Consider the following 21,844-nt stretch of genomic DNA (forward strand, 5'->3'; position numbering starts at 1 on the left):
CCTTGTGCGACGCCCACCGACATGGAGGCCGGCATCATCGTCGGCCGTCGGGGTAACTGCGCCTGATGCCCACCCGCGCGAGCTGGAAGGAAGCCTGATGGCCACCGTGTCTCTCACCGGAGCGTCCAAGGAGGACGCCGCCACCGTGTTCGGCGTCCTGCGGACGGCGTTCCCCACCGACCGTCCTTCCGACGACGTTCCCCAGGAACAGCCGGGCGACCAGTCAGCCGTCTGGACCGCGGAGTTCGAGCCGACGCAGGAGTGGATCCCGACCGGTCCGATCCCCCTGGAGGGCTTGGTCTCCGCCACGCTGCAGGGCAGTTACGTCGCCGTGGACCGGCTTCGCGAAGCTCTGGGCGTCGCCTTCGCCGTACAGGAGCGGGGCACGGCGTCGGGCGACCAGGAGAAGGAGGCCGACCTGCGACTCGGCACGAAGCAGCGATGAGGCGGGGGCCACAACCCGCGTAGCCGACCCACGCGCTCATCCGGAGCGGCGGCGACCACCAGGAGCCGTACCTGGCATGGGCCGAACAGAGACTGCTGCCCGCCCTCCGAGAACCGTGAGAGGGCGAGAGCGCCCGCCGCGCGTGGATCTGGAGAGCGCCGGTGCCCAGGCGGTGTACCGGGACCCCGCCGACCTCCGCGGACACCTGGACTCCGGCGTCTTCGCAGACGGGGACGACCGAAGGCCGCGGAGGTACGAGGTCAGCCGGCGGTGAGTACGGAGTCGCCCTGGGTACGGGCGTCGGCCAGTCGGCGGCGGGCGGCGATGAGGGCGGAGTCGACGTCGCGGGTGCCGGTGGATACACACAGCGTGTAGGCGACGTCGTCCATCCGGCGTCGTGCGGCGGGGCTGCCGTTCTCGGCATGCAGCGCGCACAGGGTCTCGTACTGATCGACCAGGTCCTTCAACACCGCGGGGTGAGCCATCAGCACCAGGGGTCTCCATTCATGCGAACCTGACATTCGCGATGCGGTTACCCCCGGCTTACCTGCCTATGCGGTGGATTGGTGTTCCCGCGAGTCCCTTACCGGCCCGGACGGTCGCGAGAGCGCGGGCGGGAACCTGGCCGCGTGACGCAACCGGCACGAGCCCGGCCGCCAATTATGCGTAGGTCCGGCAAATGCTGCCATGCCAACGCCACCTGTTCAGCCCATGGTCGTTACCCGTCCAGAGAGTCGTTCTTACGTGGCGGGAGAGCCAGCATGAGGCAGTTTCCCTTGGAGGCACTCGACTTGGCGCCCGGGCGCCTGGTGGAGTGGCGGCTTCAACGGATGGGGGAGCAGGCCGGCAGCGGCGTTGACGGGCCGGTCAGAAGGGCCTCGTTCAACCAGGACAAGCATTTCAGCGTGGCCGAGGAAGGACGTAAGGCGGACGATCTGTTCTCCTCCTGGCTCGCCATCGCGTTCGAGGTGTCGGGGCCTCTCGACCGGCACGCACTGGAATCCGCCCTGTTGTACTTCGCGCAGCGTCACGAGGTGCTGCGGTGCGAGTTCCGGCGGCTGGCGGGCGAGTTGGCGTGCGAGCCGCTCGGCCCGCAGGACATCGGCCTGGCAGCGGTCGACGTGGGCGAGTTCGACTCCACGGACGAACTCCGGACTTTCCTGTCCGACAGTTTCAAGGAGCGGATCGACACGCTCTCCTGGCCGTTGTTCCTGATGGGAGCGGTGGTCCGCGACGACTCCTCGACGGTGTACCTGGCCTTCGATCACATCGTGTGCGACGGCATGTCGATGCCGAACGTCGTCAGCGACATCCAGACCGCGTACGCCGCGTATGCGGCCGGCTCCGATGTCGTACTCCCCACTGTCGGAAGCTATTTGGACTTCGCGCAGGAACAGCGCCGGCGTTATCTGGCGATCAGCGAGTTCGACGGCCGGCTGGACTACTGGAAGTCCTTCATGGCGCGCAACGGTGAGTTCTTCCCGAGATTCCCGCTCGATCTCGGTATCGAGCCGGAGCGGACCTACCCCACGGTGAACGAAGCGTTTCCGCTCCTCGATGCCCGCCAGACCGCCGAGTTGGAGAGTCGTTGCCTCGCGGTCGGCGGGAAGGCGTTCATGGGGGTACTGGCCGCGGTCGCGATCTCCCTTCGGGAGACGGGCGGCCCCAGCGTCTACCGCGGGCTGATGCCGGTCAGTGAACGCGGCAAGGGTGACTGGTTGGGCTCGATGGGATGGTTCGTCAACACCATGCCCATCGAGTTCTCCGTGGCGGAGGAAGAGAGCTTCGCCGAGGTGGTGGCCAATGTGCGGACGGGCTTCGCGGAGATGCTGCGCAGCATCGACGTGCCGTTCGTGAGGGTGTGGGAACTGCTGGCGCCGGACGACTTCGCCAAGCGCACCTGGCCGTTCCCGGTGAACTTCTTCTCCTACGCCGACATGAGGAAGTGCCCGGGAGCGGAGAACCACCACAACTGGCGGCCCACCACGCACGTTTGGGCGTCACGCTCCAACGGAACCTCCTCCTGGTTCCAGCGGGACACCGCCGGCCTCCACATGAACTCGATCTACGCCGACACACCACAGTCCCGGCGAACCATGACGGAACTTCGCCGCACGCTCCAGCGAGTGCTGCTGGAGATCTCACACTTCGGCACGATGCCGTCTCCACGCGACGAAACAACCGGATCGCGCGTTCACGGCACCGTCACCACCGTCAACGGCCCGCGCCGAGCCGAACCGGGTCTCGTGGAGTGGGAGAGGGCTGTGTCGAGGTGACGTGGGCGAGGCCAGGGACTTCCCCGTCCTAGCTCTCCGAGTCCCGCTTCCACTCCTGGACGAGGAGCCCGAGCAGCACTTCGTCCAGGAACTCACCCATCACCCAGGCCGAGGAACGCAGCACGCCCTCGCGGACGAAGCCGTTGTGCTCGGCGGCGCGCAGCATCGCGGCGTTGTCCGACAGCGTCTCGATCTGCAGCCGTTGCAGACCGCGTACGACGAAGCCGTAGTGGCAGAGCACCGCGACCACGTCGGTGCCGTAGCCCTTGCCGCGGGAGGACGGCCGCAGCCCCAGCCCGATGTGCGCGGACCGGTTGTGGTTGTCGATGCCCCACAGCGTCGCGCCGCCGAGCAGCGTGCCGCCGTCCAGTTCGACCACGGAGAACCTGACCTGCCGGTCGTCCTTGTCATCGGCCACGACCTGCGCGTCCTTCGACTTGGGCGTGATCGGCCGCCACGGCTGGTCGTCGGACCGCGAGTAGTTGACCACGTCGTCGTGGAGTTCGGCCTGCAGGATGGGAGTGTCGTCCTCGTGCCGGGCCCTGAGCCCGACCTTGCTGCCCGTTAGCATGCGAGCTTCCTATCCGAGCGTGTCGGCCGGCGGCAAACGATTAAGCGGCGGGCGCTCGCCGCAAGCCAACGAGGAACCCCCGGTGGATACGAGCCCGAAGCCCAGGCTGATCCTGCTGTGCGGCCTTCCCGGCTCCGGGAAGACGACGCTCGCCAAGCGCCTGGCGGCAGAGATTCCGGCGGTGCGACTGTGTCCGGACGAATGGCTGGCGGATCTCGGTGTCGACCTGTTCGACGAGCGCATGCGCGCCCGGCTGGAGAGGCGGTTCTGGGAGCATGCCCAGGACCTGCTGCGGCTCGGGCAGGCCGTGATCCTGGAGTTCGGTTTCTGGGAGCGCGCCGAGCGGGACGAGAAGCGTTCGGCGGCGCGTGCGCTCGGCGTTCCCGTCGAACTGCACTACCTGGCCGCGTCGGTCGACGAGTTGTGCCGGCGCCTCGAAGCCCGTAGCCGGACGGGCGGGCCAGGGGCCGTCCTGATCGGCCGCGCATTGCTGGAGGAGTACGCGAAGCTCTTCCAGGCCCCCGACGCCGAAGAGTTGGGCCTTTTCGACGTCCCGCCTCCGGGACGGTGCGGTTGACCTGGCCGCCGTAGGCGGCTGACCGCCCCCACGGAATCTTTTCCTGCACGCACCTTGCCGTCGTTCGCGGCCCCTCCCTACAGTCTCGTCCCAGTCAGTCGATACGTATCGACACCGAGGAACCGAGGGAGGTGCTCGCATGGTGACAAGCCGGGACGTGGCCCGGTTGGCGGGCGTCTCCCAGAGCACCGTCTCCTATGTCATGAGCGGACGCCGCTCGATATCCCCCGAGACCCGGCGTCGGGTCGAGGAGGCGATCGAGACGTTGGGGTTCCAGCCCAACGCGGGCGCGCGGGCGTTGGCGAGTCAGCGCAGCCAAGTCATCGGCCTGGTCGTGCCGTTCGCGCCGGGGGCCGACATGACGGGGGTGCTGCCCTTCATCGAGACGATCACCAAGTGCGCCCGGGAAGAGGACCACAACGTCATCCTGGCCACCGAGGACGAGGGCGCCGAGGGCCTCACCCGGCTCAGCGACCAGTCCCTGTGCGACGCGATCGTGCTGATGGAGGTCGGGTCCAAGGACCCGCGCATCCCCGTGGCGGCCGGGCTGAGCGTCCCCGTCATCCTGATCGGCGTGCCGGACGACCCCGCCGGCCTGTACTGCGTCGACCTGGACTACACCCTGGCCGGCCGCATGGCGGTGGACGAGCTGGCCTCCTCCGCGCACGACCGTGTCGTCCTGCTCGGCTACCCGCGTGACGTGATGGCGCGCGACGTCAACTTCGTCCGCCGCTTCCTGCGGGGAGCCGAGGAGTCGGCCGCCGCACACGGCATCGCCTACGTCGAGGTGAGCCCGCCTGACACCAGCCGCGCCGGGGCCGAGGCCGCGCTGGACGAGGCGCTCACGGAACAGGGGCCCGGCGGCGGCAGGCTGGGGCTCGTCGTCCCCGATCCCCAGTTGATCCAGCCGACGTTGCAGAGCCTGCTGGACCGCGGTCTGGTTCCCGGTCGCGACCTGTCCGTGATCGGACTGTGCACGGACCGCACGGCCGAGACCTCCACACCCCCCGTCACCAACCTCTCGCTGGAACCCAGGGACGTCTCGCGCCGCGCGATGAGAATCCTGTTCCGGCTGCTCAACCACGAGAGCGTGCCCACCGCTTCGACCGTCGAACTCGTGACCCCACGTCTGACCCTGCGTCAGACCAGCCTTCCTGCCCGCTGATCCCCACTGTCCGTGTCAAGGGAGATGACGCGTCATTGCTGTCGATACGCATCGACACCCCCGCGCGGTCCGCCCGAGACAGCGCCGACCGAGGAGAGAACGAACATGGCTCAACGACGAGCGATCCTCAGCAGAACGACACTGACGGTGACCTTCGCGCTCCTGGCGCCGCTCACCCTGAGCGGCTGTGGCTCGAACAGCTGATCCTGCGGGCCTTCATGGGCAACATCCCGTTGTCGGTGATCGAGGCGGCCCGGGTGGACGGGGCGGGCAGGGCGCGGGCGTTCGTCTCGATCGTCCTGCCGATGAGCAGGAACGCCCTCATCACGGCAGGGCTGTTCACGTTTTTGTTCACCTGGAGCGACTTCCTCTTCGCGCTGACCCTGACGACGACCGAGGACGTCCGCCCCGTCACCCTCGGCCTCTACCAGTACCTCGGCTCCCACGTCAGCGACTGGAACGCGGTGATGGCCACCGCGACCCTCGCCTCGGTCCCGGCTCTCGTACTGCTGCTGGTGGCACAGCGCTACATCGCCACCGGCGTGACCGGCGGAGCCGTCAAATGACCCGCCCCCAGGGCGACTTCGGAGAAAGGCAGAACACTCCTGTGACCACGTCTTCCGCACCGCCCCCGGCCCCGATCAATGTGACCGTGTGGGGGGAGAACCGCCACGAGAAGATCGAGGAGCACGTGGCCAAGATCTACCCGCAGGGCATGCACACCACGATCGCCGAGGGCATCAAGGAGAACCTCGGCGACGCCTGCGCCGTACGCACCGCCACGCTGGACGATCCCGAACACGGTCTGACCGAGGAGGTGTTGGCCTCGACCGACGTCCTCACCTGGTGGGGACACGCCGCCCACGCCGAGGTGTCCGACGAGGTCGTGGAACGGGTACACCGGCACGTGCTGTCCGGCATGGGCCTCGTAGTACTGCACTCCGGCCACTGGTCGAAGATCTTCGTCAAGCTCATGGGCACCAGTTGCACCCTGCGCTGGCGCAACGAGCACGACCGCGAGCTGGTGTGGACGGTGAATCCCACGCACCCCATCGCCCAGGGAGTCCCGCATCCGCTCATTGTCGACGAGGACGAGATGTACGGGGAGTTCTTCGACATCCCCGCCCCTGAAGAGCTGGTCTTCGTCAGCTCGTTCACCGGCGGCGAGGTGATCCGCAGCGGCTGCACGTTCCGCCGCGGCCACGGAAGGATCTTCTACTTCAGCCCCGGCGACCAGGACTACCCCGTCTACCACAACAAGGACATCCGCCGGGTGATCGCCAACGGCGTGCGGTGGGCGCGTACGGACCGGCCCGAGCGCAGCCACCCGGTGCTGTTGCGGTACGACACCGACGACTTCTTCAACGGCGTGGACTACTCGGGGCCGCTCCGATGACCCACCGGACCATCCCCTGCGGACCCGACAACCCCCTGCGCGTGCTGGTGGTCGGCGCCGGCTCCATGGGACAGCAGTGGCTGACCACCGTCACCGCCGCACCCGAGACCGAACTCGCCGGCATCGTCGACCTCGACCTGGACGCGGCCCGGCGATCCGCCGCCGACCTGGGCCGGCCGGACCTCCCGGTCGGCTCCGACGCGGTCGCGCTCGCGGCCGACACCGGCGCCCAGGCTATCGTCAACGTGACGATTCCGGTGGCTCATCACCCCGTCACCACCGCCGCGTTGTTCGCCGGCCTGCCCGTCCTCGGCGAGAAGCCGATCGCCGACACCCTGGCCCAGGCCCTGTCGCTGGCCGCCGCGGCCGAGGTGAGCGGCGAGCTGTTCATGGTCAGCCAGTCACGGCGCTGGAACCCCCAACTCTTCGCCCTGCGCGGGATGTTGGGGGAACTCGGCGCGATCGGCACGCTGACGACCGAGTTCTTCAAGGCTCCGCACATGGGCGGTTTCCGCGAGGAGATGGCGTACCCGCTGCTGATCGACATGGCGATCCACGCCTTCGACTCGGCCCGCTTCCTGCTCGGCGCGGACCCGGTCTCCGCCTACTGCCAGGCGTACAACCCGCCGTGGAGCTGGTACGAAGGCGACGCCGCCGCGAGCGCCGTATTCGAGATGGAAGGCGGTGCGCGCTATGCGTACAACGGCAGTTGGTGCAGTCCGGGCGCCGAGACCTCATGGAACGGCACGTGGCGGGCGAGCGGCGAGAAGGGCTCGGCGCTGTGGGACGGCGACACCGAGCCCGTACTCGTCGCCGACGTACAACCCGCCGAGCGGGCCCGCTCCCCGTACTCCGACATCGGCGGAGCGCTGCGGGTCTTCGTCGAGTCGCTGCGGACCGGCACCTCGCCCATGGGTGAGGTGCACGAGAACACCATGAGCCTGGCGATGGTCGAGGCCGCGGTGGAGTCGGCCCGGACCGGGCAGCTCGTACTCGTGGACGACGTTCTCGACCAGGCGTACGCGGTGGCCCTACGGGACGAGACCCGCCCCGACGTACGCGCCGCCCTCGCCGGCTGGCCGTCGGTCCGCGGCGCCCTCGCCCCGCACCAGGCACCGCCCCCCGCCGCTTCCGCCTGACGCCCTACCGATAGGGAGACCCCGTGCCCCGCCCTTCGCCCGACCCTGTGTCCGGCCGCCCCCGCCTCGGGGTGGCGATGATCGGCCACTCGTTCATGGGAGCCGTGCACTCCCAGGCCTGGCGCACCGCGCCCCGGGTGTTCGACCTGCCCTTCGACGTCGACATGACCGTCGTCTGCGGCCGTGACCCGAAGGGCACGGCTCGGGCGGCCGAGCGACTGGGGTGGGGCGACTGGGCGGCCGACTGGCAGCAAGTCGTACGCCGCGACGACGTGGACGTCGTCGACATCTGCACACCCGGCGACTCCCACGCCGACATCGCGACCGCCGCTCTGGCGGCCGGCAAACACGTGCTGTGCGAGAAGCCCCTCGCCAACACGGTCGAGGAGGCCGAGCGGATGGCCGCCGCCGCGCAGGTCGCCGCCGAGGCAGGCGTCCGCTCGATGGTCGGCTTCAACAACCGGCGCGTTCCTGCGTTGGCGCACGCCGCCCGCCTGATCGCCGAGGGGCGGATCGGTGAGGTGCGGCACGTCAGGGCCCAGTACCTCCAGGACTGGATCGTAGACCCCGAGTTTCCGCTGGTGTGGCGGCTGCGCAAGGAACGGGCCGGTTCCGGCGCGCTGGGGGACCTCGGATCGCACGTGATCGACCTGCTCCAACACCTGACCGGCGAACGCCTCACCGGGGTGTCGGCGACGCAGGCCACCTTCGTCACCGAGCGCCCCCTGCCGACGGAATCCAGCGGGCTCTCGGCGCGGGCCGGGGAACAGCGCGGGCAGGTGACCGTCGACGACGCGACCGCGTTCACCGGCCGGCTGGAAGGGGGCGCACTCGTCGTGGTCGAGGCGACCCGCTTCGCCACGGGACGCAAGAACGCGATGCGGATCGAGGTGAACGGCTCACGCGGGTCGGTCGCCTTCGACTTCGAGTCCATGAACGAGCTGCTGCTGTACGACGCCGACGACCCGGAGACGGAGGCGGGATTCCGCCGGATCCTGGTCACCGAGCCCGAACACCCCTACCTGGGCGCCTGGTGGCCGCCCGGTCACGGCCTGGGCTACGAGCACGCGTTCGTCCACCAGGTCCACGACTTCCTGACAGCGGTGGCGGAGGACGGGAGCGAGCCGCGCCCGTCGTTCGCCGACGGCCTCCAGGTCCAGTACGTGATGCGGGCGGTCGAGCGCAGTGCGGCGGACTCCTCCCGCTGGACGAGCGTCGGCTGACCGGGCGGGCGCGATCAGCACGCGCGCGTGGGCGGCGCGTTCACCACGCGTGCGTGGGCGAGGCGTTCACCCCGCGTCGAGCAGCCGCAGCCCCAGCGGAGTCGCGGAGTGCAGGACGTACTTGCCGGCGCGCTGGCTGTCGACCAGGCCGCCCTCCCGCAAAACGCCGAGCTGGTGACTGACGCTCGGCAGCGAGAGGCCCACCGCCTCGGCGACCTCGGACGTGGTCCGGCCCTCCCGCTCGGCCACGTCGGCCAGGACCGCGGCACGCGTGCGTCCCAGCAGGCGTACGAGCGCCTCCCCGGTCCTGCGGGAGACGTCCAGCGGGGTCTTCGACACCGGGTAGACCAGGACGGGCGTCAGCTCCGGGTCGGCCAGCGCGGTCGGCCGGCCCCAGCAGAAGTACGAGGGGACCAGCAGCAGTCCGCGCCCTTCGAGATGCAGGTCACGGTCCACCGGATAGTCCACTTCGAGGACCGGCGACTGCCAACGGGCATGCGGATGCAGGCCGTTCAGCAGGGCGACGCTGCCGCCGTCCAGGAGCGCCTCGGTGCGCCGGTCGAGATCGTCGCCGACCATCGCGCGCACCTGGGACCAGTGCGGCTCGACCAGGGTGCGGAAGTAGACCCGCAACGCGCGCGTGAGGGCGGTCAGTCCGCCGTCGCCGGGGCGGCCGAGTCCGGTGGTCCAGGCGGGCAGCGCACGGGTCCCGCTCAGCCGCGTCAGCTCGCGCGTCAGGCGCCTGCGCGGGGTGGCGCGCACCTCGTCGAGGCCGGCGGTCAACTCCGCCGCGGAGCCTGGGGGAGTGAGGAAATCAGGGATGTAGCCCACGCTCGGGATCAGTGACCGCAGCGGCTGCAGGGCGTCCCTCAAGGCCGGTTCGCCCGCGATTCTGGAACGCGCCGAACGACGCCACTGACCGAATTCCAGCGGCCCCTGTCCGGTCTTCAGCCGACACATACTGCAGACGATCTCCCACAGCGGGTCCGGGCGCCGCAGGATCCGGATGCTCTGCAGGTCGTGGGGGGTGAAATGAATACGGAGCATTACGTCCTCGTTCGCTCGGGACATACGGGACGCGAGCCGCCCTGCTCTCGCCCCGTGATTCCCGTTATATCAACGAACGCAATTCCACGGCCCCTTCCCGCCCCTTCCCGCCCCGCCGCCCGAACCCCGTTGTCAGTGGCGCGTCCTACGCTCGAAGCATGACCTACAGCGTCTGGCACAGGGGCCTCGGAATCACGCTCGACCTCACCGAGGCCGATCTCGGGCACCCGGAATACCCGGGGCTGCTCGACGAGATCTACGGCAATTACCAGCCGGATCTTCTGTACTGCCTGGAAGCCCATGAGGACGAGGGCTTCATCTGCCCCGGCTTCATGGCGATCCGCAAGGTCGACGGCCGTCCGCACGGGATGCATGTGGCCAAGGGCGAGCGCCCCGAGACGAAGGCCGAGAGCGATCTCCACAAGGCACTTGAGGAATACACCACCGTGGTCGCCGGGGGAGAGGGATTCCGGGTCACGCGCCCGGACGGCGGCCGGCGCGGGAAGCGGCGCACCGACGTGACCGTGGAGGGCGCCGACAGCAGGCGGTTCGGATACGAGATCCAACTCTCGGCGATAGCGGGCGGATCCGTGGACGAGCGCACCCGCGGCGCCCGCGAGGCCGGGCTCACCCCGCTGTGGCTCGTCAACAACGAGAACGCGATCCCCATCGACCGCGCCCCCTGGGCCCGGCTCAACGTACAGAGCTGGCGTGACGTGGGCGACCGCGCGGCCCTGCCGGTGCGCGGCGGCATCAAGCAACTGCACATGTCCCGCTGCGACTGGACCAACCCGGTCCCCTGCCCACGCCAGGGCACCAGCCGGTGTGGCGGCCGGCACGGGCTGTGGGAACCCGTGCGCGGTCTCTACTACGACGACGTCATCCGCCGTACGGCCACCGGCGAACTCGTCTCGCTCTACCTGCCCCACCCGGCAGGCCGCCGCGGCTGGCACATGTGGGTCACCCCGGCGGACAAGGAGGAGTTCCTCGAAGGCCGCCCGGAACCCCTGCCGGGGGTGCCGACGCAACGCCGGGGCGCGGGGACGGATCTCGTACGCCGGGCGCCCGACCAAGGGAGCAGGGACGACACCGAGGCGGGCATCCGGGCCGAACTCGCGCGGGCGCGTGACGACGAACGGCCCCTCGACGCCTCGCTGTGGCACACGGAACCGCCGTCCTGGGAGTTCTCCCGGCCCTTCACCGTGGGCGAGTTCGTCATACCCGGCGACCTGGTCGCCGCCCGGCGCACTTTCACCAGGGCGCTGGCCCACTGCCAGGACATCGCCTCGCACCTGCCCAGCGGCGCCGATGTGGCGGCGGGGCAGGCCGAGATCACCGGCGAGCAGCGCGAGCGGCTGTCGGACGCGCGCGAGCGGTGCCGCCGGCTGGCCGAGGAGATGCACACCCACGACTGGTGGGAGACGGTCGGCGACCGGCACGCGGCGAGGGAGGCGCTGGTCCACGCGGCGACACACGACAGCGTTTCCTAGGTCTCGCGGGCCCCGTCTCGCCGCCTCCTTACCGTCTGGACTTTAAGTCCAAGCATTGGACTTGTAGTCTAGGGCGAGGCCCGCATCGGGCACGAGCGGAACGGGAGAACGGGGGACACGGCATGGTCGCCGACGAGGCACCCACACCCTCACCCGCACTCACCGCCGAGCGCGACGCGATCATCGACGCGCTCGGACCCGTCGTCGACGGCATCGCGGCGACGTTCGGGCCGATGTGCGAGGTGGTCCTGCACGACTACCGGCAGCCGGAGAAGTCCGTCGTCGCCCTCGCCGGCTCGGTCACCGGACGGACCGTGGGCGGGGCGATGAGCGAGATCGGCCTGCGGATCGTCGCCCGCGGTGACGCGGCGGCCGACGACCTCAACTACGTCACCCGCACCCCGGCCGGCGGACTCGTCAAGTCGTCCACGATGGTGCTGCGGGACTCCACGGGCGCGGTGTTCGGCGCCCTGTGCGTCAACGTGGACGTCACCGCCGTAGGCGAGGCCCACGCGCTGCTCGGCGCACTGGCCGGCCTTGGCAGGGCCGTCACCGAGGCGCCGGTCACCACTTTCGGTAACGACGTCGACTCCGTCGTGGACGCCATCCTCGACACCCACCTGACCGGACAGCGCCGGAGCTGGGCCGGGTTGGACCGCGCCGGACGGCTCGACCTGTTCCGCGGCCTCGACGAGCACGGCGTGTTCGCGGTGCGCCGCGCCGTCGAACAGGTCGGCGCCCGCCTCGGCATCTCCCGCGCCTCCGCCTACAGCTACCTCTCCCAGGCCCGCGCCGCCGCGGCCCCGACGCCCGATCCCGATGGAGGACCCGCGTGACGACCACCACCCCGCCGATCACCCTCGACGCCGTCCGTGACGCCGCCGCACAGCTCAAGGGCATCGCCCACCGCACCCCCGTACTCCGCTCCCGCACCCTCGACGCGCTGGTCGGCGCCGAGGTCCACATCAAGTGCGAGAACTTCCAGCGGATCGGCGCCTTCAAGTTCCGCGGCGCCTACAACGCGGCCTCCCGGCTCACCCCGGAGGAACTGGCCCGCGGCATCGCCGCCTACTCCTCCGGCAACCACGCCCAGGCGGTCGCCCTCGCGGCCCGGGAACTCGGCAGCACCGCCGTCATCGTCATGCCCGAGGACACCCCCCGCTCCAAGCGGGACGCCACCGCCGAGTACGGCGCCGAGATCGTCACCTACGACCGCTACACCGAGGACCGCGTCGCCGTCGGCGAGGCCCTGGCCGCCGAGCGCGGCCTCGCCCTCATCCCGCCGTACGAGCATCCGCACGTGATGGCCGGGCAGGGCACCGCGGCGCTCGAACTCCTTGAGGAGACGGGGGAGTTGGACGCGCTGGTCGTGCCCGTCGGTGGCGGTGGGCTGATCGCCGGGAGTGCTACGGCGGCCAAGGGGCTGTACGCCGGGATCCGGGTGATCGGCGTCGAGCCGGAGGCCGGGGACGACACCAAGCGGTCCCTTGAGGCGGGCCGGCGCGTCAGCATCCCGGTGCCGCGCACCATCGCCGACGGCCAGGCCGCGGACATCCCCGGCGAGCTGACGTTCTCGGTGAACCAGCGGCTCGTCGACGAGATCGCCCTGGTGTCCGACGACGAGATCCGGGACGCGATGCGGTTCGCGTTCGAGCGGCTGAAGATCGTCGTGGAGCCGAGCGGGGCGACTCCGCTGGCCGCGCTGCTGAGCGGGCGGGCGGGCGCGCTGCCGCGCAGGGTCGGCGTGATCGTCTCCGGCGGGAACATCGCCGCCGATCGCTTCGCGGAGCTGTGCGGCCGCTGATCGGCGGCACGAGGGTGTCGTACCTCGAATGGCGCCATCGGTTTGACAGGCCGACGATGGAGTGGTGGGGCGGGTTCGAACGGAAGGAGCCGTCATGATCGAGGTCAAGTCGGTGGACAAGCCCGACGAACGGCGTGATTTCCCGCGCGGGCACCTGGAAGCGGTCCATCTCACCGGGCTCGACTTCGCGGTGGGCACCTTCGAACCCGGCTGGCGCTGGTCCGAGTCCGTGGCGCCCATCGCCGGTACGGAGAGCTGCCAGGTCCATCACAACGGATACGTCGTCCAGGGGCGCATGGGCGTCCGCATGGACGATGGTGGTGAGAGCGAGGTCGGACCGGGCGACGTCTTCGTGGCTCCGGCCGGGCACGACGCCTGGGTGATCGGCGACGAACAGGTCGTCGTGTACGACTTCGCCGGTGGAATGGCGCAGGAGTACGCGAAGGCGAAGGACTAGGAACCGCGTTCCGCCGGGAAGGGCAGGAGCAGGGCTCCCTCACATCGTGATGACGATCTTCGCGCGCGCGTGCTCCACCTCCATGTGCCGCATCGCCTGCGGCACCTCGCTCAGCGGATATGTGCGCTCGACGACCGGCGAGAGTTTCCCGGACTCGGCGAGCCGGCGCAGCTCGGCCAGGTTCGCCTTGCTCTGTTTCGCGGGGAGCTCGCGCAGCCGTTGACGGACGAAGGGCGCGGTCAGGCGCCCCTTGATGAAGAGCGCCATCGGACCGACCAGGCTGCCTCCCTCGTAGAAGCCGCCGCCGGACAGGACGAGCGTTCCGGTGGGCGTCAGGGCGCGCCGGAACTCGGTCAACGAGCGGTTGCCCACCAGGTCCAGGACGACGTCGTAGCGGCGCCCGGCCCGCGTGAAGTCCTCCTGCTGGTAGTCGACGACGTGGTCCGCGCCGAGTGAGCGGACCAGGTCCACGTTCCGGGTGCTGCACACGCCGGTCACCTCGGCGCCGTAGGACTTGGCGATCTGCACGGCGAACGTGCCCACACCGCCCGACGCGCCGTTCACCAGGACCGACTGACCCGCCTCGACATGGGCGGTGTCCCGCAGCCCGATCAGCGCGGTGTTCGCCGCGAGCGGCACCGCGGCCGCCTGCTCGAAGGTGAACCCCGCAGGCTTCACGTCCACCGAGTGGTCGGCGGCGCAGACGAACTCCGCGAACGCGCCGTCGGCCTCGCCGTACACCTCGTCACCGGGCCGCAGCCCCTTGACCGCGCCGCCGACCGCCTCCACGCGCCCGGCGAAGTCCCGGCCCCTGATCCGCGCCTTCGGCCCGCCGAACCCCATGCTTAACCGGGCGATCTTCGGATCGCCCCGCATGAAGTGCCAGTCGTACGCGTTGACCGAAGCCGCGAGCACCCGCACGAGTACCTCGCCCTCGCCGGGCACGGGCTGGTCGACCTCCTTGAACTCCAATGTGTCCGCCGAGCCGTACCGGTCCTGAACGACTGCCTTCATGGGATCCCCCTCCATCACTCGGGAGAGTAGGGAAAATCCGCTGCCCCGGATATCCGGGACGAGCCCTACTTCTGCGGGATGACGCGCCCTCGCGCTCGCCCTCCCACTTGCCCTTCGGAAACCGATCGGTCTACTGTGTTCGAGACATGGAAACCGATCGGTTTCCAGTCGCATAGTTGGGAGAACCCCCATGACCACCATCGAAGGTTCCGTCGCCCTGGTCACCGGCGGCAGCCGCGGCATCGGCAAGGCGCTGGTGCAGGCCCTCTACGAGCGGGGCGCCAAGAAGGTGTACGCCACCGCCCGCGACCCGCGTACCGTCACGCACCCGGACGCCGTGCCGCTGGCCCTGGAGGTGAGCGATCCCGCGTCCGTCACGGCGGCCGCGGCACAGGCCCAGGACGTGAACCTGCTCATCAACAACGCGGGCGCGTCCGTCAACGCGAACTTCCTTGACTCGCCCGTCGAGGACGTTCGCCGCGAGTTCGAGACCAACTTCTACGGACCGCTCCTCGTCACCCGCGCCTTCGTCCCCGTCATCGAACGCAACGGCGGCGGCCACATCCTGAACGTCCACTCCGTGCTGTCGTGGGTCGGCCTCCTCGGCTCCTACAGCGCCTCCAAGGCCGCCCTGTGGTCCCAGACCAACTCCCTGCGCCTGGACCTGAAGCCGCGCGGCATCGAGGTCACAGGACTGCACGTCGGATACGTCGACACCGACATGGCCGCCCACGTCGACGCGCCCAAGTCCACGCCGGAGAGCGTCGCCGCCCAGGCCCTCGACGGCATCGAGACCGGCGCCTACGAAGTGCTCGCCGACGACCTCACCCGCCAGGTCAAGGCGGGCCTGGCCGCCGACCCCTCGGTGCTCTACCCGCAGCTCGTCGCCCAGGCGTAGTGGCGCGCGGGGGCGCTCACACCGGCAGCAGGCGCGCCACCAGCGCGCCGAGCTGCCGGGCGTTGCGGCACTCGTGCATCTCCACCAGACCGGCGTAGTCGAGTGCCGCGGAGTCGCCCGTGCCCCACTGGGCGCGCGTCTCGGGGTTCAACCAGTAGACGCGGCGGGCCCGTTCGGCCACCTGCCGGACGGCCGCCAGGTTCGGGTCGCTCATGTTCGTCCGGGCGTCACCGAGCACGAACACCGTCGTGCGCGGGCCGACCGCGTCGCCGTAGCGCTCCGCGAACTCGCCCAGGGCGACGCCGTAGTCGCTGCTCTCGTGCCAGCCGGTGAGCGTGGCCTGTGACCTGATGTGGGCGCCGAGCCCTTCGGGGTCGGCCGTGCCGTGCGCCAGGAAGCCGGTCACCTCGTCGATCCGGTTGACGAAGGCGAACGTCCGCACCTTGCTGAACTGGTCGTGCAGCGCCTGCACCAGCAGCATCGTGAAGTCCGAGAAGCCGGACACCGAGCCCGACACGTCGCACAGCAGCACGAGTTCGGGCCGCATCGGACGGCGCCTGCGCAGCACCGGCTTCATCGGCACCCCGCCCGTCGACAGCGAGCCGCGCAGGGTGCGCCGAAGATCGATGCTGCCCCGCGCGGCCCGGCGCCGCCGCGCCGCGAGCCGGGTGGCGAGCTTGCGGGCCAACGGCTGGACCGTTCGGCGCAGTTCGGCGAGCCGGTCCTTGCCGGCGTACAGGAAGTCCACCCGGTCCGCCGTCGGCGCCACCGCGCGCCGGGCCAGCTCGTCCCGGTCGCGCCGCTCGGCGACCCGCCGCCGCGCCTCCGCCGCCACCAGCCGCCGGAACGTCTCGATGCGCCGCCGGATCTCGTCGTCGAGCAGCCGGTCCGCGAACCCCGAACCACCGTCCCGCGCACGGACGTTGTCGCGCACCCGGGCGAACAGCGTCTGCGGACGGATCCGTTCGAGCGTCTGGTACGAGGACCAGCCGTCCGACTCCGGTGAAGTGCCGTATCCGCCGAAGCCGTCGACCGCCTCCGCCGCCAACTGCCCCATCAGGGCGAGGTCTTGGGCGGCCAGCGCCGCCGCGAGCCGGTCCCGCAGGTCATCCCGGCCGGCGTGCTCCGCCTCCGGTGCGCCGACGCCTCGCGGGAAGTACAGGTCGAAGACGGGGTCGAACACCTGGCGCTGCGCCGGACCGTGCAGCAGCGTCGCGGCCAGCGCCTCGCGCAGCAACTCGCGGTCGGCGAGGCCCAGTACGGCCATCGCCTGTGCCGCGTCGACGGTCTCGCCGGTGCCGATGCGCATGCCGTGCGCGCGCAGCGCCCCGACCAGCGAGGTCAGCCGCTCGGCGACCCCGGGGGCGGTCACACGGCGTCCAAGTCGAGCTTGGCGGCGGCCTTGAGGACGTCGTCCTGGTGCTTGAGGAGGACGCCCAGGGTGTCCCGTACGACGCTCTCGTCGAGGGTGTCGGCGCCGAGTGCGAGCAGGGTGCGCGCCCAGTCGATGGTCTCGGCGACCGAGGGGACCTTGCGCAGGTCCATGGCGCGCAGCGCGCCGACCACCCGGACCACCGAGGCGGCCAGCGTCTCGTCCAGGGCGGGCACCTTCAGCCGGACGATCCGCCGCTCCAACTCCTCCTCGGGGAAGCCGATGTGGAGGAAGAGGCAGCGGCGGCGCAGTGCCTCGGACAGCTCGCGGCTCGCGTTCGAGGTCAGGACGACGAAGGGGCGGCGGGTCGCGGTGACGGTGCCGAGTTCGGGGACCGTGATCTGGAAGTCGCTGAGCACTTCGAGGAGCAGGCCCTCGACCTCGACGTCCGCCTTGTCGGTCTCGTCGATCAGCAGCACCTTGGGATCGTCCCCGCGGATGGCGGTCAGCAGCGGGCGGGGGAGGAGGAACTCCTCGCTGAAGATGTCCGTGCGCGCCTCGTCCCAGGTCTCGTCCCGGCCGGCGCTGATACGCAGGAGCTGCTTGGCGTGGTTCCACTCGTACAGCGCCCGGGACTCGTCGACGCCCTCGTAGCACTGCAGCCGGACCAGCCGTGCGTCCGCCACCTCGGCCACGGCCTTGGCGAGCTCGGTCTTGCCGACCCCGGCGGGCCCCTCCACCAACAGTGGCTTGCCGAGGCGGTCGGCCAGGAAGACGGTCGTGGCCACCGCGGGCGAGGCGAGATAGCCGGTCTCGGCCAGACGCGCCGAGACGTCGTCGACGGATGTGAACAGCAACGGGGCCTCCCGGTCGGCGCGGCGCGGAGCCACTATCCAAGCGCTTGTTCACCCAGTCTGTCACGGGTCTCCTGGGCCGCCCCAGGGGGAGACCGATCGGTTTTCATACCGGCTCCCGCGGAGGTAACCTCGCAGTATGACCACGACAGACAAGGCGTCGACGAAGGACCGGCTGCTCGACGCGGCGTCCGAGCTCTTCTACCGCGACGGTGTCTCCATCGGCGTCGAGGCGCTGTGCCGGGAGGCCGGTGTCTCGAAGCGGTCGATGTACCAGCTCTTCGCCAGCAAGGACGAGGTCCTCGCGGCGAGCCTGGAGCGGCGCGCTCCCGGGTACGCGGAGCAGCTCACCGGCGGTGCGGAGGAGGCCGGTACGCCACGGGAGCGCATCCTCTACATCTTTGAGCAGTCGGAGAGGCTCTCGACGGACCCCGCCTACCTGGGCTGCCCCTTCCTGGCCGCGCTGGTCGAGCTGAAGGATCCCGAGCACCCGGCGAGCGTTGTCGCCCGCGCGGCCAAGCAACGACTGCAGGATGCGTTCCGGGAGCAGGCGGAGCTCGGTGGCGTGGAGGACCCGGAGTTCCTGGCCCGCCAGTTGATGCTGGTCTTCGACGGCGCCAGCGCCCGGGCCGGCGCCCGGATAGAGACGCTGGAGGGACTGACCACGGTGACCGTGGCGGCGCTGCTGGACGCGGCGGGCGTGAAGTAGCGGAGCGGCTGCGCGGGCACACGCGAAGGGGCGGCCGCCGAAGCAGCCGCCCCTTGCGCGAGGTGGCGGAAGCGACCGGTCCCGGAAGCGGGCCGCCGAAGCCGCCGGCCCCCGGGACGAATCGCCGTCACGCGGCCACCGCCACCGCCCCCACCGCGGGAGCGCGCAGCACCCGCCGCGCCGTCGCCAGGCTCGTCCCCAGCGTCACCGCCGCCGCGACCGCGACGACCGCGAGCCAGATGCCGAGCCACTGGTCCGGCAGCACCCCGTCGGTCCGCACGACCGTGAACGGGACGACCCCCGCCAGCGCCGCCACCGTGCCGAAGACGACGCCGACGACCGTCAGCAGCAGCCCTTCGGCACCCACAACTCCCAGCACCTGCCCGGGAGTCGCGCCCGCCAGGCGCTGCTGCCCGAACTCCCGGGTGCGGTAAGTCGTCGCCGCGTACAGCGAGTTGACCAGCATCACGCACACGAAGACCACGATGATGCCGACGACCGTGAGGTTCAGCGTCTCCAGGTTCTTGTCGGCGACCGACTTCCTCAGCCCCGAGGCCGACACCGCGTCGCTCTCCACCGCCTGCATCGTGAGGGTCGCCGAGGCCACCGCCGTGAACAGGACCAACGACGTGAGGATCCCGGCGAGTTGACCCGCCCGTTCGCGCAGATTCCGCGCGGCCAGCCAGCCGGCCGCCCCGGACAGCGGCAGCCGGTCCAGCACCACCTTCAGCAGCCGCGGCGACAGCAGCGCGAACCCCACCGACAGCAGGATCGCCCCGTACGCCGGAGCCGCCATCAGTGCCGGATCCGTCGCCGAAAACGCGAACGTCGACGTCACCGACACGGCACCGACGGCCAGCGCCGCCCAGGCGAGGAACGTCCGTGCCCGGCCCCGCGGTTCACGCCTCAGAGTGGCTCGCCGTACGGCCAGGAACGCGGCGCCCGCCGCCGCGATCAGCGTGATGTCGACGCCCGACATCAACGCGACCGTGCCGAAGGAGTACTCGACCGACCCCGAAACCTGACCGCTGTCCTGGAACATGTCCAGCAGCCACCGCCCGCCCAGCATCGCCGGACCGATCGCCAGCACCGCGCCCACCAGGGCCACGGCCACCGCCTCACCCACGACCATCCGCTTGAGCTGCGCCGGAGTCGCCCCCGAACTGCGCAACAGCTCCAACTCGGCGGCCCGCTGGCGCACGTTGACCGTGAGCGTGGAGGCGACCGCGAAGAACACCAGCAGCGTGCCGTAACCGCCGACGACGCTCGCACTGGTGGTCAGCGTCTCCCGGCTCACCGCGTCGACACCGTGCCCCGCCGCCGTGTCGTGCAGGGAGTTGAACGTCATGATGATCGTCGCGCCCAGGAACGCCGACAGCAGCGTGGCGAGGAACCGCCCGGGCCGCTGTCGTATGGATCGCATAGCCAGTACGAACATCGCTCACACCCCCACCGTCACGTCGTCGCCCAGGTGCGCGAGGCGCTCGGCCACCGCGTCCGCGGTCGGTGCGTCCAACTGTCCGACCAGCCGGCCGTCCGCGAGGAACAGCACGGAGTCGGCGTAGGAGGCGGCGACCGGGTCGTGCGTCACCATCACCACGGTCCGGCCGTGCACCTGGACCGCCTCCCGCAGCAGCCGCAGCACATCCCGCGCGCTACGGGTGTCCAGCGCGCCCGTCGGCTCGTCCGCGAAGATCACCCGCGGCTCGGTGACCAACGCCCGTGCGATCGCGACCCGTTGGCGCTGACCGCCGGAGAGCTGGGCGGGGCGGTGACTGAGCCGGTCGCCGAGGCCGACCTGTTCGAGGACCTCCCGGGCCCGCCGCCGGTCGACGCGCCGGCCGGCGAGCTTGAGCGGCAGTACCGTGTTCTGCGCCACCGTCAGCGTCTCCAGCAGGTTGTACTGCTGGAACACGAACCCGATCCGGCCGCGCCGGAACTTCGTCAACTCGGCCTCGCCGCCGCCCGTCAGCTCCGTGCCGTCCACCTGCACGATCCCGCTGTCCGGCTGGTCGAGCCCGGCCGCGCACTGCAGCAGCGTCGACTTGCCCGAGCCCGACGGCCCCATCACCGCGGTGAAGGTGCCCCGGGCCAGCCCGAGCGTCACGCCGTCGAGGGCGGCCACGGCACCGTCGTCACTGCCGTAGGTCTTGCTCACCTTCACCAGCCGCAGTGCCTCGGCGGCGGGTCCCTTGTCGTGGTTGCGTCGCGATCCCGTACGAAACATCGTCATCACTCCCCGTCCGGCACGCCCTGTGCCCTGCCAAAGAACCTACGGAGAGCGAGGTCGGACCACATGGGGCGCAGAACCCGTATCGCGGGGTGTACTCAGCGACACCCTCCCGGTGGCCTGGTGCCCGTCGAGTGAGGCTGTGACAGGCCTGTGACCGGAGGTATGGCCTCCATCACAGCCCTCCGGGGCTTGTCTTGATCGACTCTGCGGATGCGGAGAAGCGTGCGGGACGGCGTGCTGTGCGCCGGGGCGGGCCTCGTCGTCGGCGCGGTCATCTGGAACGTGACGACGGCGGCGTACGGCGATCCCCCCGAGGCGCCCGAGCCGACGGCCGTGGCCTGCCCGCGGGACGGCGTCCGGGTCACCCCCGGCCCGGTGGACGCGGCCCTGGGCCTGCGCGCCATGAACCTCGTCCTGGAGAACTGCGGCACCCGCACCTACCGGGTCAAGGGTTACCCGGGCCTCCGGCTGCTCGACCGGGACCAGCAGACGGTGACCGGCATCTCGGTGATCCACGGCAGTGGCGGCATCGCCACGGTGACCGGATTCGACGAGCCGCCGAAGACCGTGACGCTGGCGCCGGGCGAGACCGCCTCCGCCGGCCTGGTGTGGCGCAACACCACCACCGGCTTCGACGGCGCGGCGTACGTGCCGTACCTGACGGTCGAGGCGAAGCCCGGCGGGTTCCCGGGCCTGGTGGCACCGGACGGCGGCCTCGACCTCGGCACCACCGGGAAACTCGGCGTCGGCCCGTGGCGCACCACCACCGCCGATGACGGAGGCACGCGATGACGGACCAGAACACCGCCTCCGACCGCTTCCCGCAGCGCATCCTGCGTCGCTCGCCCGAACACCGCCGGGCCGACGGCATCACCTGCGCGCTGTTCGTCGCCGTCGACGCCCTCCTCGTCGCGGGGATCCTCCTGCTCGGCACCGAGGGCGTCTTCACCGAGGACTGGATGCCCTACCCCGGGATGATGGACTCCACGGCCTTCTCCTACCAGCACGACTGCGTGCTGTTCCTCTACCGGGTCGAGGCCGTGAGTGTCGGCCTGGCGATCGCCTGCCGCCTCTGGATCACCGCGGGCGCGCAACTCGTGGTCCTCACCTCGGCGGCGGCCTTCATCGCCTCGCTCTCCACGTACTGGAACCCCTGACCGACGCCCGTACGGGT

The 21,844-nt window shown here is 70.6% G+C and carries 23 protein-coding genes and 1 pseudogene; 16 read left to right on the plus strand and 8 right to left on the minus strand.

Features of this window, described 5'->3' with window-relative positions; genetic code table 11:
* The first annotated feature begins 97 nt into the window (after positions 1-97).
* Positions 98-445 (plus strand): hypothetical protein, encoded by a 348-nt coding sequence (locus M2283_RS04980; protein WP_280874783.1) that lies wholly within the window; start codon positions 98-100, stop codon positions 443-445.
* A gap of 260 nt (positions 446-705) precedes the next feature.
* Here the strand turns inward: M2283_RS04980 and M2283_RS04985 are convergent, their stop codons facing one another.
* Entirely contained in the window at positions 706-936 is a 231-nt protein-coding gene (locus M2283_RS04985; protein WP_280874784.1) for a DUF5133 domain-containing protein, read from the minus strand.
* Between the two features lie 138 nt (positions 937-1,074).
* On the opposite strand from M2283_RS04985, the gene M2283_RS04990 reads away from it, so the two are divergent.
* Positions 1,075-2,721 carry a condensation domain-containing protein gene (locus M2283_RS04990; protein WP_280874785.1) on the plus strand — a complete coding sequence of 549 codons (1,647 nt, stop codon included), beginning with the start codon at positions 1,075-1,077 and terminating at the stop codon, positions 2,719-2,721.
* 28 nt (positions 2,722-2,749) lie between these two features.
* Here the strand turns inward: M2283_RS04990 and M2283_RS04995 are convergent, their stop codons facing one another.
* A complete protein-coding gene (locus M2283_RS04995) occupies positions 2,750-3,292 on the minus strand; it encodes a GNAT family N-acetyltransferase (RefSeq protein ID WP_280874786.1) in 543 nt (180 codons plus the stop codon).
* An 82-nt stretch (positions 3,293-3,374) separates the two neighbouring features.
* On the opposite strand from M2283_RS04995, the gene M2283_RS05000 reads away from it, so the two are divergent.
* The 6 genes and pseudogenes from M2283_RS05000 (at position 3,375) to M2283_RS05025 (ending at position 8,792) form a co-directional block, all read left to right on the plus strand.
* Positions 3,375-3,869 carry an AAA family ATPase gene (locus M2283_RS05000; protein ID WP_280874787.1) on the plus strand — a complete coding sequence of 165 codons (495 nt, stop codon included), beginning with the start codon at positions 3,375-3,377 and terminating at the stop codon, positions 3,867-3,869.
* 139 nt (positions 3,870-4,008) lie between these two features.
* Positions 4,009-5,034: a LacI family DNA-binding transcriptional regulator gene (locus M2283_RS05005; RefSeq protein ID WP_280874788.1), complete on the plus strand. Its 1,026-nt coding sequence runs from the start codon at positions 4,009-4,011 to the stop codon at positions 5,032-5,034.
* A gap of 200 nt (positions 5,035-5,234) precedes the next feature.
* Positions 5,235-5,600 (plus strand): annotated as a pseudogene (locus M2283_RS05010) (carbohydrate ABC transporter permease); the annotation flags it as partial.
* A gap of 41 nt (positions 5,601-5,641) precedes the next feature.
* Positions 5,642-6,430 carry a ThuA domain-containing protein gene (locus M2283_RS05015; protein WP_280874789.1) on the plus strand — a complete coding sequence of 263 codons (789 nt, stop codon included), beginning with the start codon at positions 5,642-5,644 and terminating at the stop codon, positions 6,428-6,430.
* On the plus strand, positions 6,427-7,569 hold the full coding sequence (locus M2283_RS05020; protein WP_280874790.1) for a Gfo/Idh/MocA family protein: 1,143 nt from the start codon (positions 6,427-6,429) through the stop codon (positions 7,567-7,569). The genes M2283_RS05015 and M2283_RS05020 overlap by 4 nt, the downstream gene beginning before the upstream one ends.
* A 77-nt stretch (positions 7,570-7,646) precedes the next feature.
* A complete protein-coding gene (locus M2283_RS05025) occupies positions 7,647-8,792 on the plus strand; it encodes a Gfo/Idh/MocA family protein (protein ID WP_280875551.1) in 1,146 nt (381 codons plus the stop codon).
* Positions 8,793-8,858: 66 nt separating this feature from the next.
* Here the strand turns inward: M2283_RS05025 and M2283_RS05030 are convergent, their stop codons facing one another.
* Complete coding sequence (locus M2283_RS05030; protein WP_280874792.1) at positions 8,859-9,839, minus strand: ArsR/SmtB family transcription factor; 981 nt, start codon at positions 9,837-9,839, stop codon at positions 8,859-8,861.
* Positions 9,840-9,997: 158 nt separating this feature from the next.
* On the opposite strand from M2283_RS05030, the gene M2283_RS05035 reads away from it, so the two are divergent.
* The 4 genes from M2283_RS05035 (at position 9,998) to M2283_RS05050 (ending at position 13,590) form a co-directional block, all read left to right on the plus strand.
* Complete coding sequence (locus tag M2283_RS05035) at positions 9,998-11,329, plus strand: hypothetical protein (RefSeq protein ID WP_280874793.1); 1,332 nt, start codon at positions 9,998-10,000, stop codon at positions 11,327-11,329.
* Positions 11,330-11,451: 122 nt separating this feature from the next.
* A complete protein-coding gene (locus M2283_RS05040; RefSeq protein WP_280874794.1) occupies positions 11,452-12,165 on the plus strand; it encodes a helix-turn-helix transcriptional regulator in 714 nt (237 codons plus the stop codon).
* Positions 12,162-13,133, plus strand: a complete 972-nt coding sequence (locus tag M2283_RS05045; protein ID WP_280874795.1) for a pyridoxal-phosphate dependent enzyme — start codon at positions 12,162-12,164, stop codon at positions 13,131-13,133. The genes M2283_RS05040 and M2283_RS05045 overlap by 4 nt, the downstream gene beginning before the upstream one ends.
* A 94-nt stretch (positions 13,134-13,227) precedes the next feature.
* Entirely contained in the window at positions 13,228-13,590 is a 363-nt protein-coding gene (locus M2283_RS05050; protein ID WP_280874796.1) for a cupin domain-containing protein, read from the plus strand.
* Between the two features lie 39 nt (positions 13,591-13,629).
* Here M2283_RS05050 and M2283_RS05055 read toward each other — a convergent pair whose 3' ends face one another.
* Entirely contained in the window at positions 13,630-14,604 is a 975-nt protein-coding gene (locus tag M2283_RS05055) for an NAD(P)-dependent alcohol dehydrogenase (RefSeq protein ID WP_280874797.1), read from the minus strand.
* Between the two features lie 190 nt (positions 14,605-14,794).
* Between M2283_RS05055 and M2283_RS05060 the strand changes: the two genes are divergently transcribed.
* Complete coding sequence (locus M2283_RS05060; protein WP_280874798.1) at positions 14,795-15,502, plus strand: SDR family oxidoreductase; 708 nt, start codon at positions 14,795-14,797, stop codon at positions 15,500-15,502.
* A gap of 16 nt (positions 15,503-15,518) precedes the next feature.
* Here the strand turns inward: M2283_RS05060 and M2283_RS05065 are convergent, their stop codons facing one another.
* The gene (locus tag M2283_RS05065; protein ID WP_280875552.1) at positions 15,519-16,811 is read right to left on the minus strand and encodes a VWA domain-containing protein; all 1,293 of its coding nucleotides are present in this window, start codon (positions 16,809-16,811) and stop codon (positions 15,519-15,521) included.
* 59 nt (positions 16,812-16,870) lie between these two features.
* Positions 16,871-17,728, minus strand: coding sequence for an AAA family ATPase (locus M2283_RS05070; RefSeq protein ID WP_280875553.1), 858 nt, complete (start codon positions 17,726-17,728; stop codon positions 16,871-16,873).
* Positions 17,729-17,867: 139 nt separating this feature from the next.
* Between M2283_RS05070 and M2283_RS05075 the strand changes: the two genes are divergently transcribed.
* Positions 17,868-18,437, plus strand: coding sequence for a TetR/AcrR family transcriptional regulator (locus M2283_RS05075; protein WP_280874799.1), 570 nt, complete (start codon positions 17,868-17,870; stop codon positions 18,435-18,437).
* 127 nt (positions 18,438-18,564) lie between these two features.
* Here the strand turns inward: M2283_RS05075 and M2283_RS05080 are convergent, their stop codons facing one another.
* Together M2283_RS05080 and M2283_RS05085 are read right to left on the minus strand one after the other, a co-directional pair.
* The gene (locus tag M2283_RS05080) at positions 18,565-19,875 is read right to left on the minus strand and encodes an FtsX-like permease family protein (protein ID WP_280874800.1); all 1,311 of its coding nucleotides are present in this window, start codon (positions 19,873-19,875) and stop codon (positions 18,565-18,567) included.
* Positions 19,876-19,878: 3 nt separating this feature from the next.
* Positions 19,879-20,664, minus strand: coding sequence for an ABC transporter ATP-binding protein (locus M2283_RS05085; protein WP_280874801.1), 786 nt, complete (start codon positions 20,662-20,664; stop codon positions 19,879-19,881).
* Between the two features lie 216 nt (positions 20,665-20,880).
* Here M2283_RS05085 and M2283_RS05090 point away from each other — a divergent pair, with 216 nt between their 5' ends.
* Positions 20,881-21,462, plus strand: coding sequence for a DUF4232 domain-containing protein (locus tag M2283_RS05090; protein ID WP_280874802.1), 582 nt, complete (start codon positions 20,881-20,883; stop codon positions 21,460-21,462).
* Positions 21,459-21,827, plus strand: a complete 369-nt coding sequence (locus tag M2283_RS05095; RefSeq protein WP_280874803.1) for a hypothetical protein — start codon at positions 21,459-21,461, stop codon at positions 21,825-21,827. The genes M2283_RS05090 and M2283_RS05095 overlap by 4 nt, the downstream gene beginning before the upstream one ends.
* The last annotated feature ends 17 nt before the right edge of the window (positions 21,828-21,844 follow it).

This window comes from Streptomyces pseudovenezuelae (assembly GCF_029892565.1).
Classification (GTDB): Bacteria; Actinomycetota; Actinomycetes; order Streptomycetales; family Streptomycetaceae; genus Streptomyces; species Streptomyces pseudovenezuelae_A.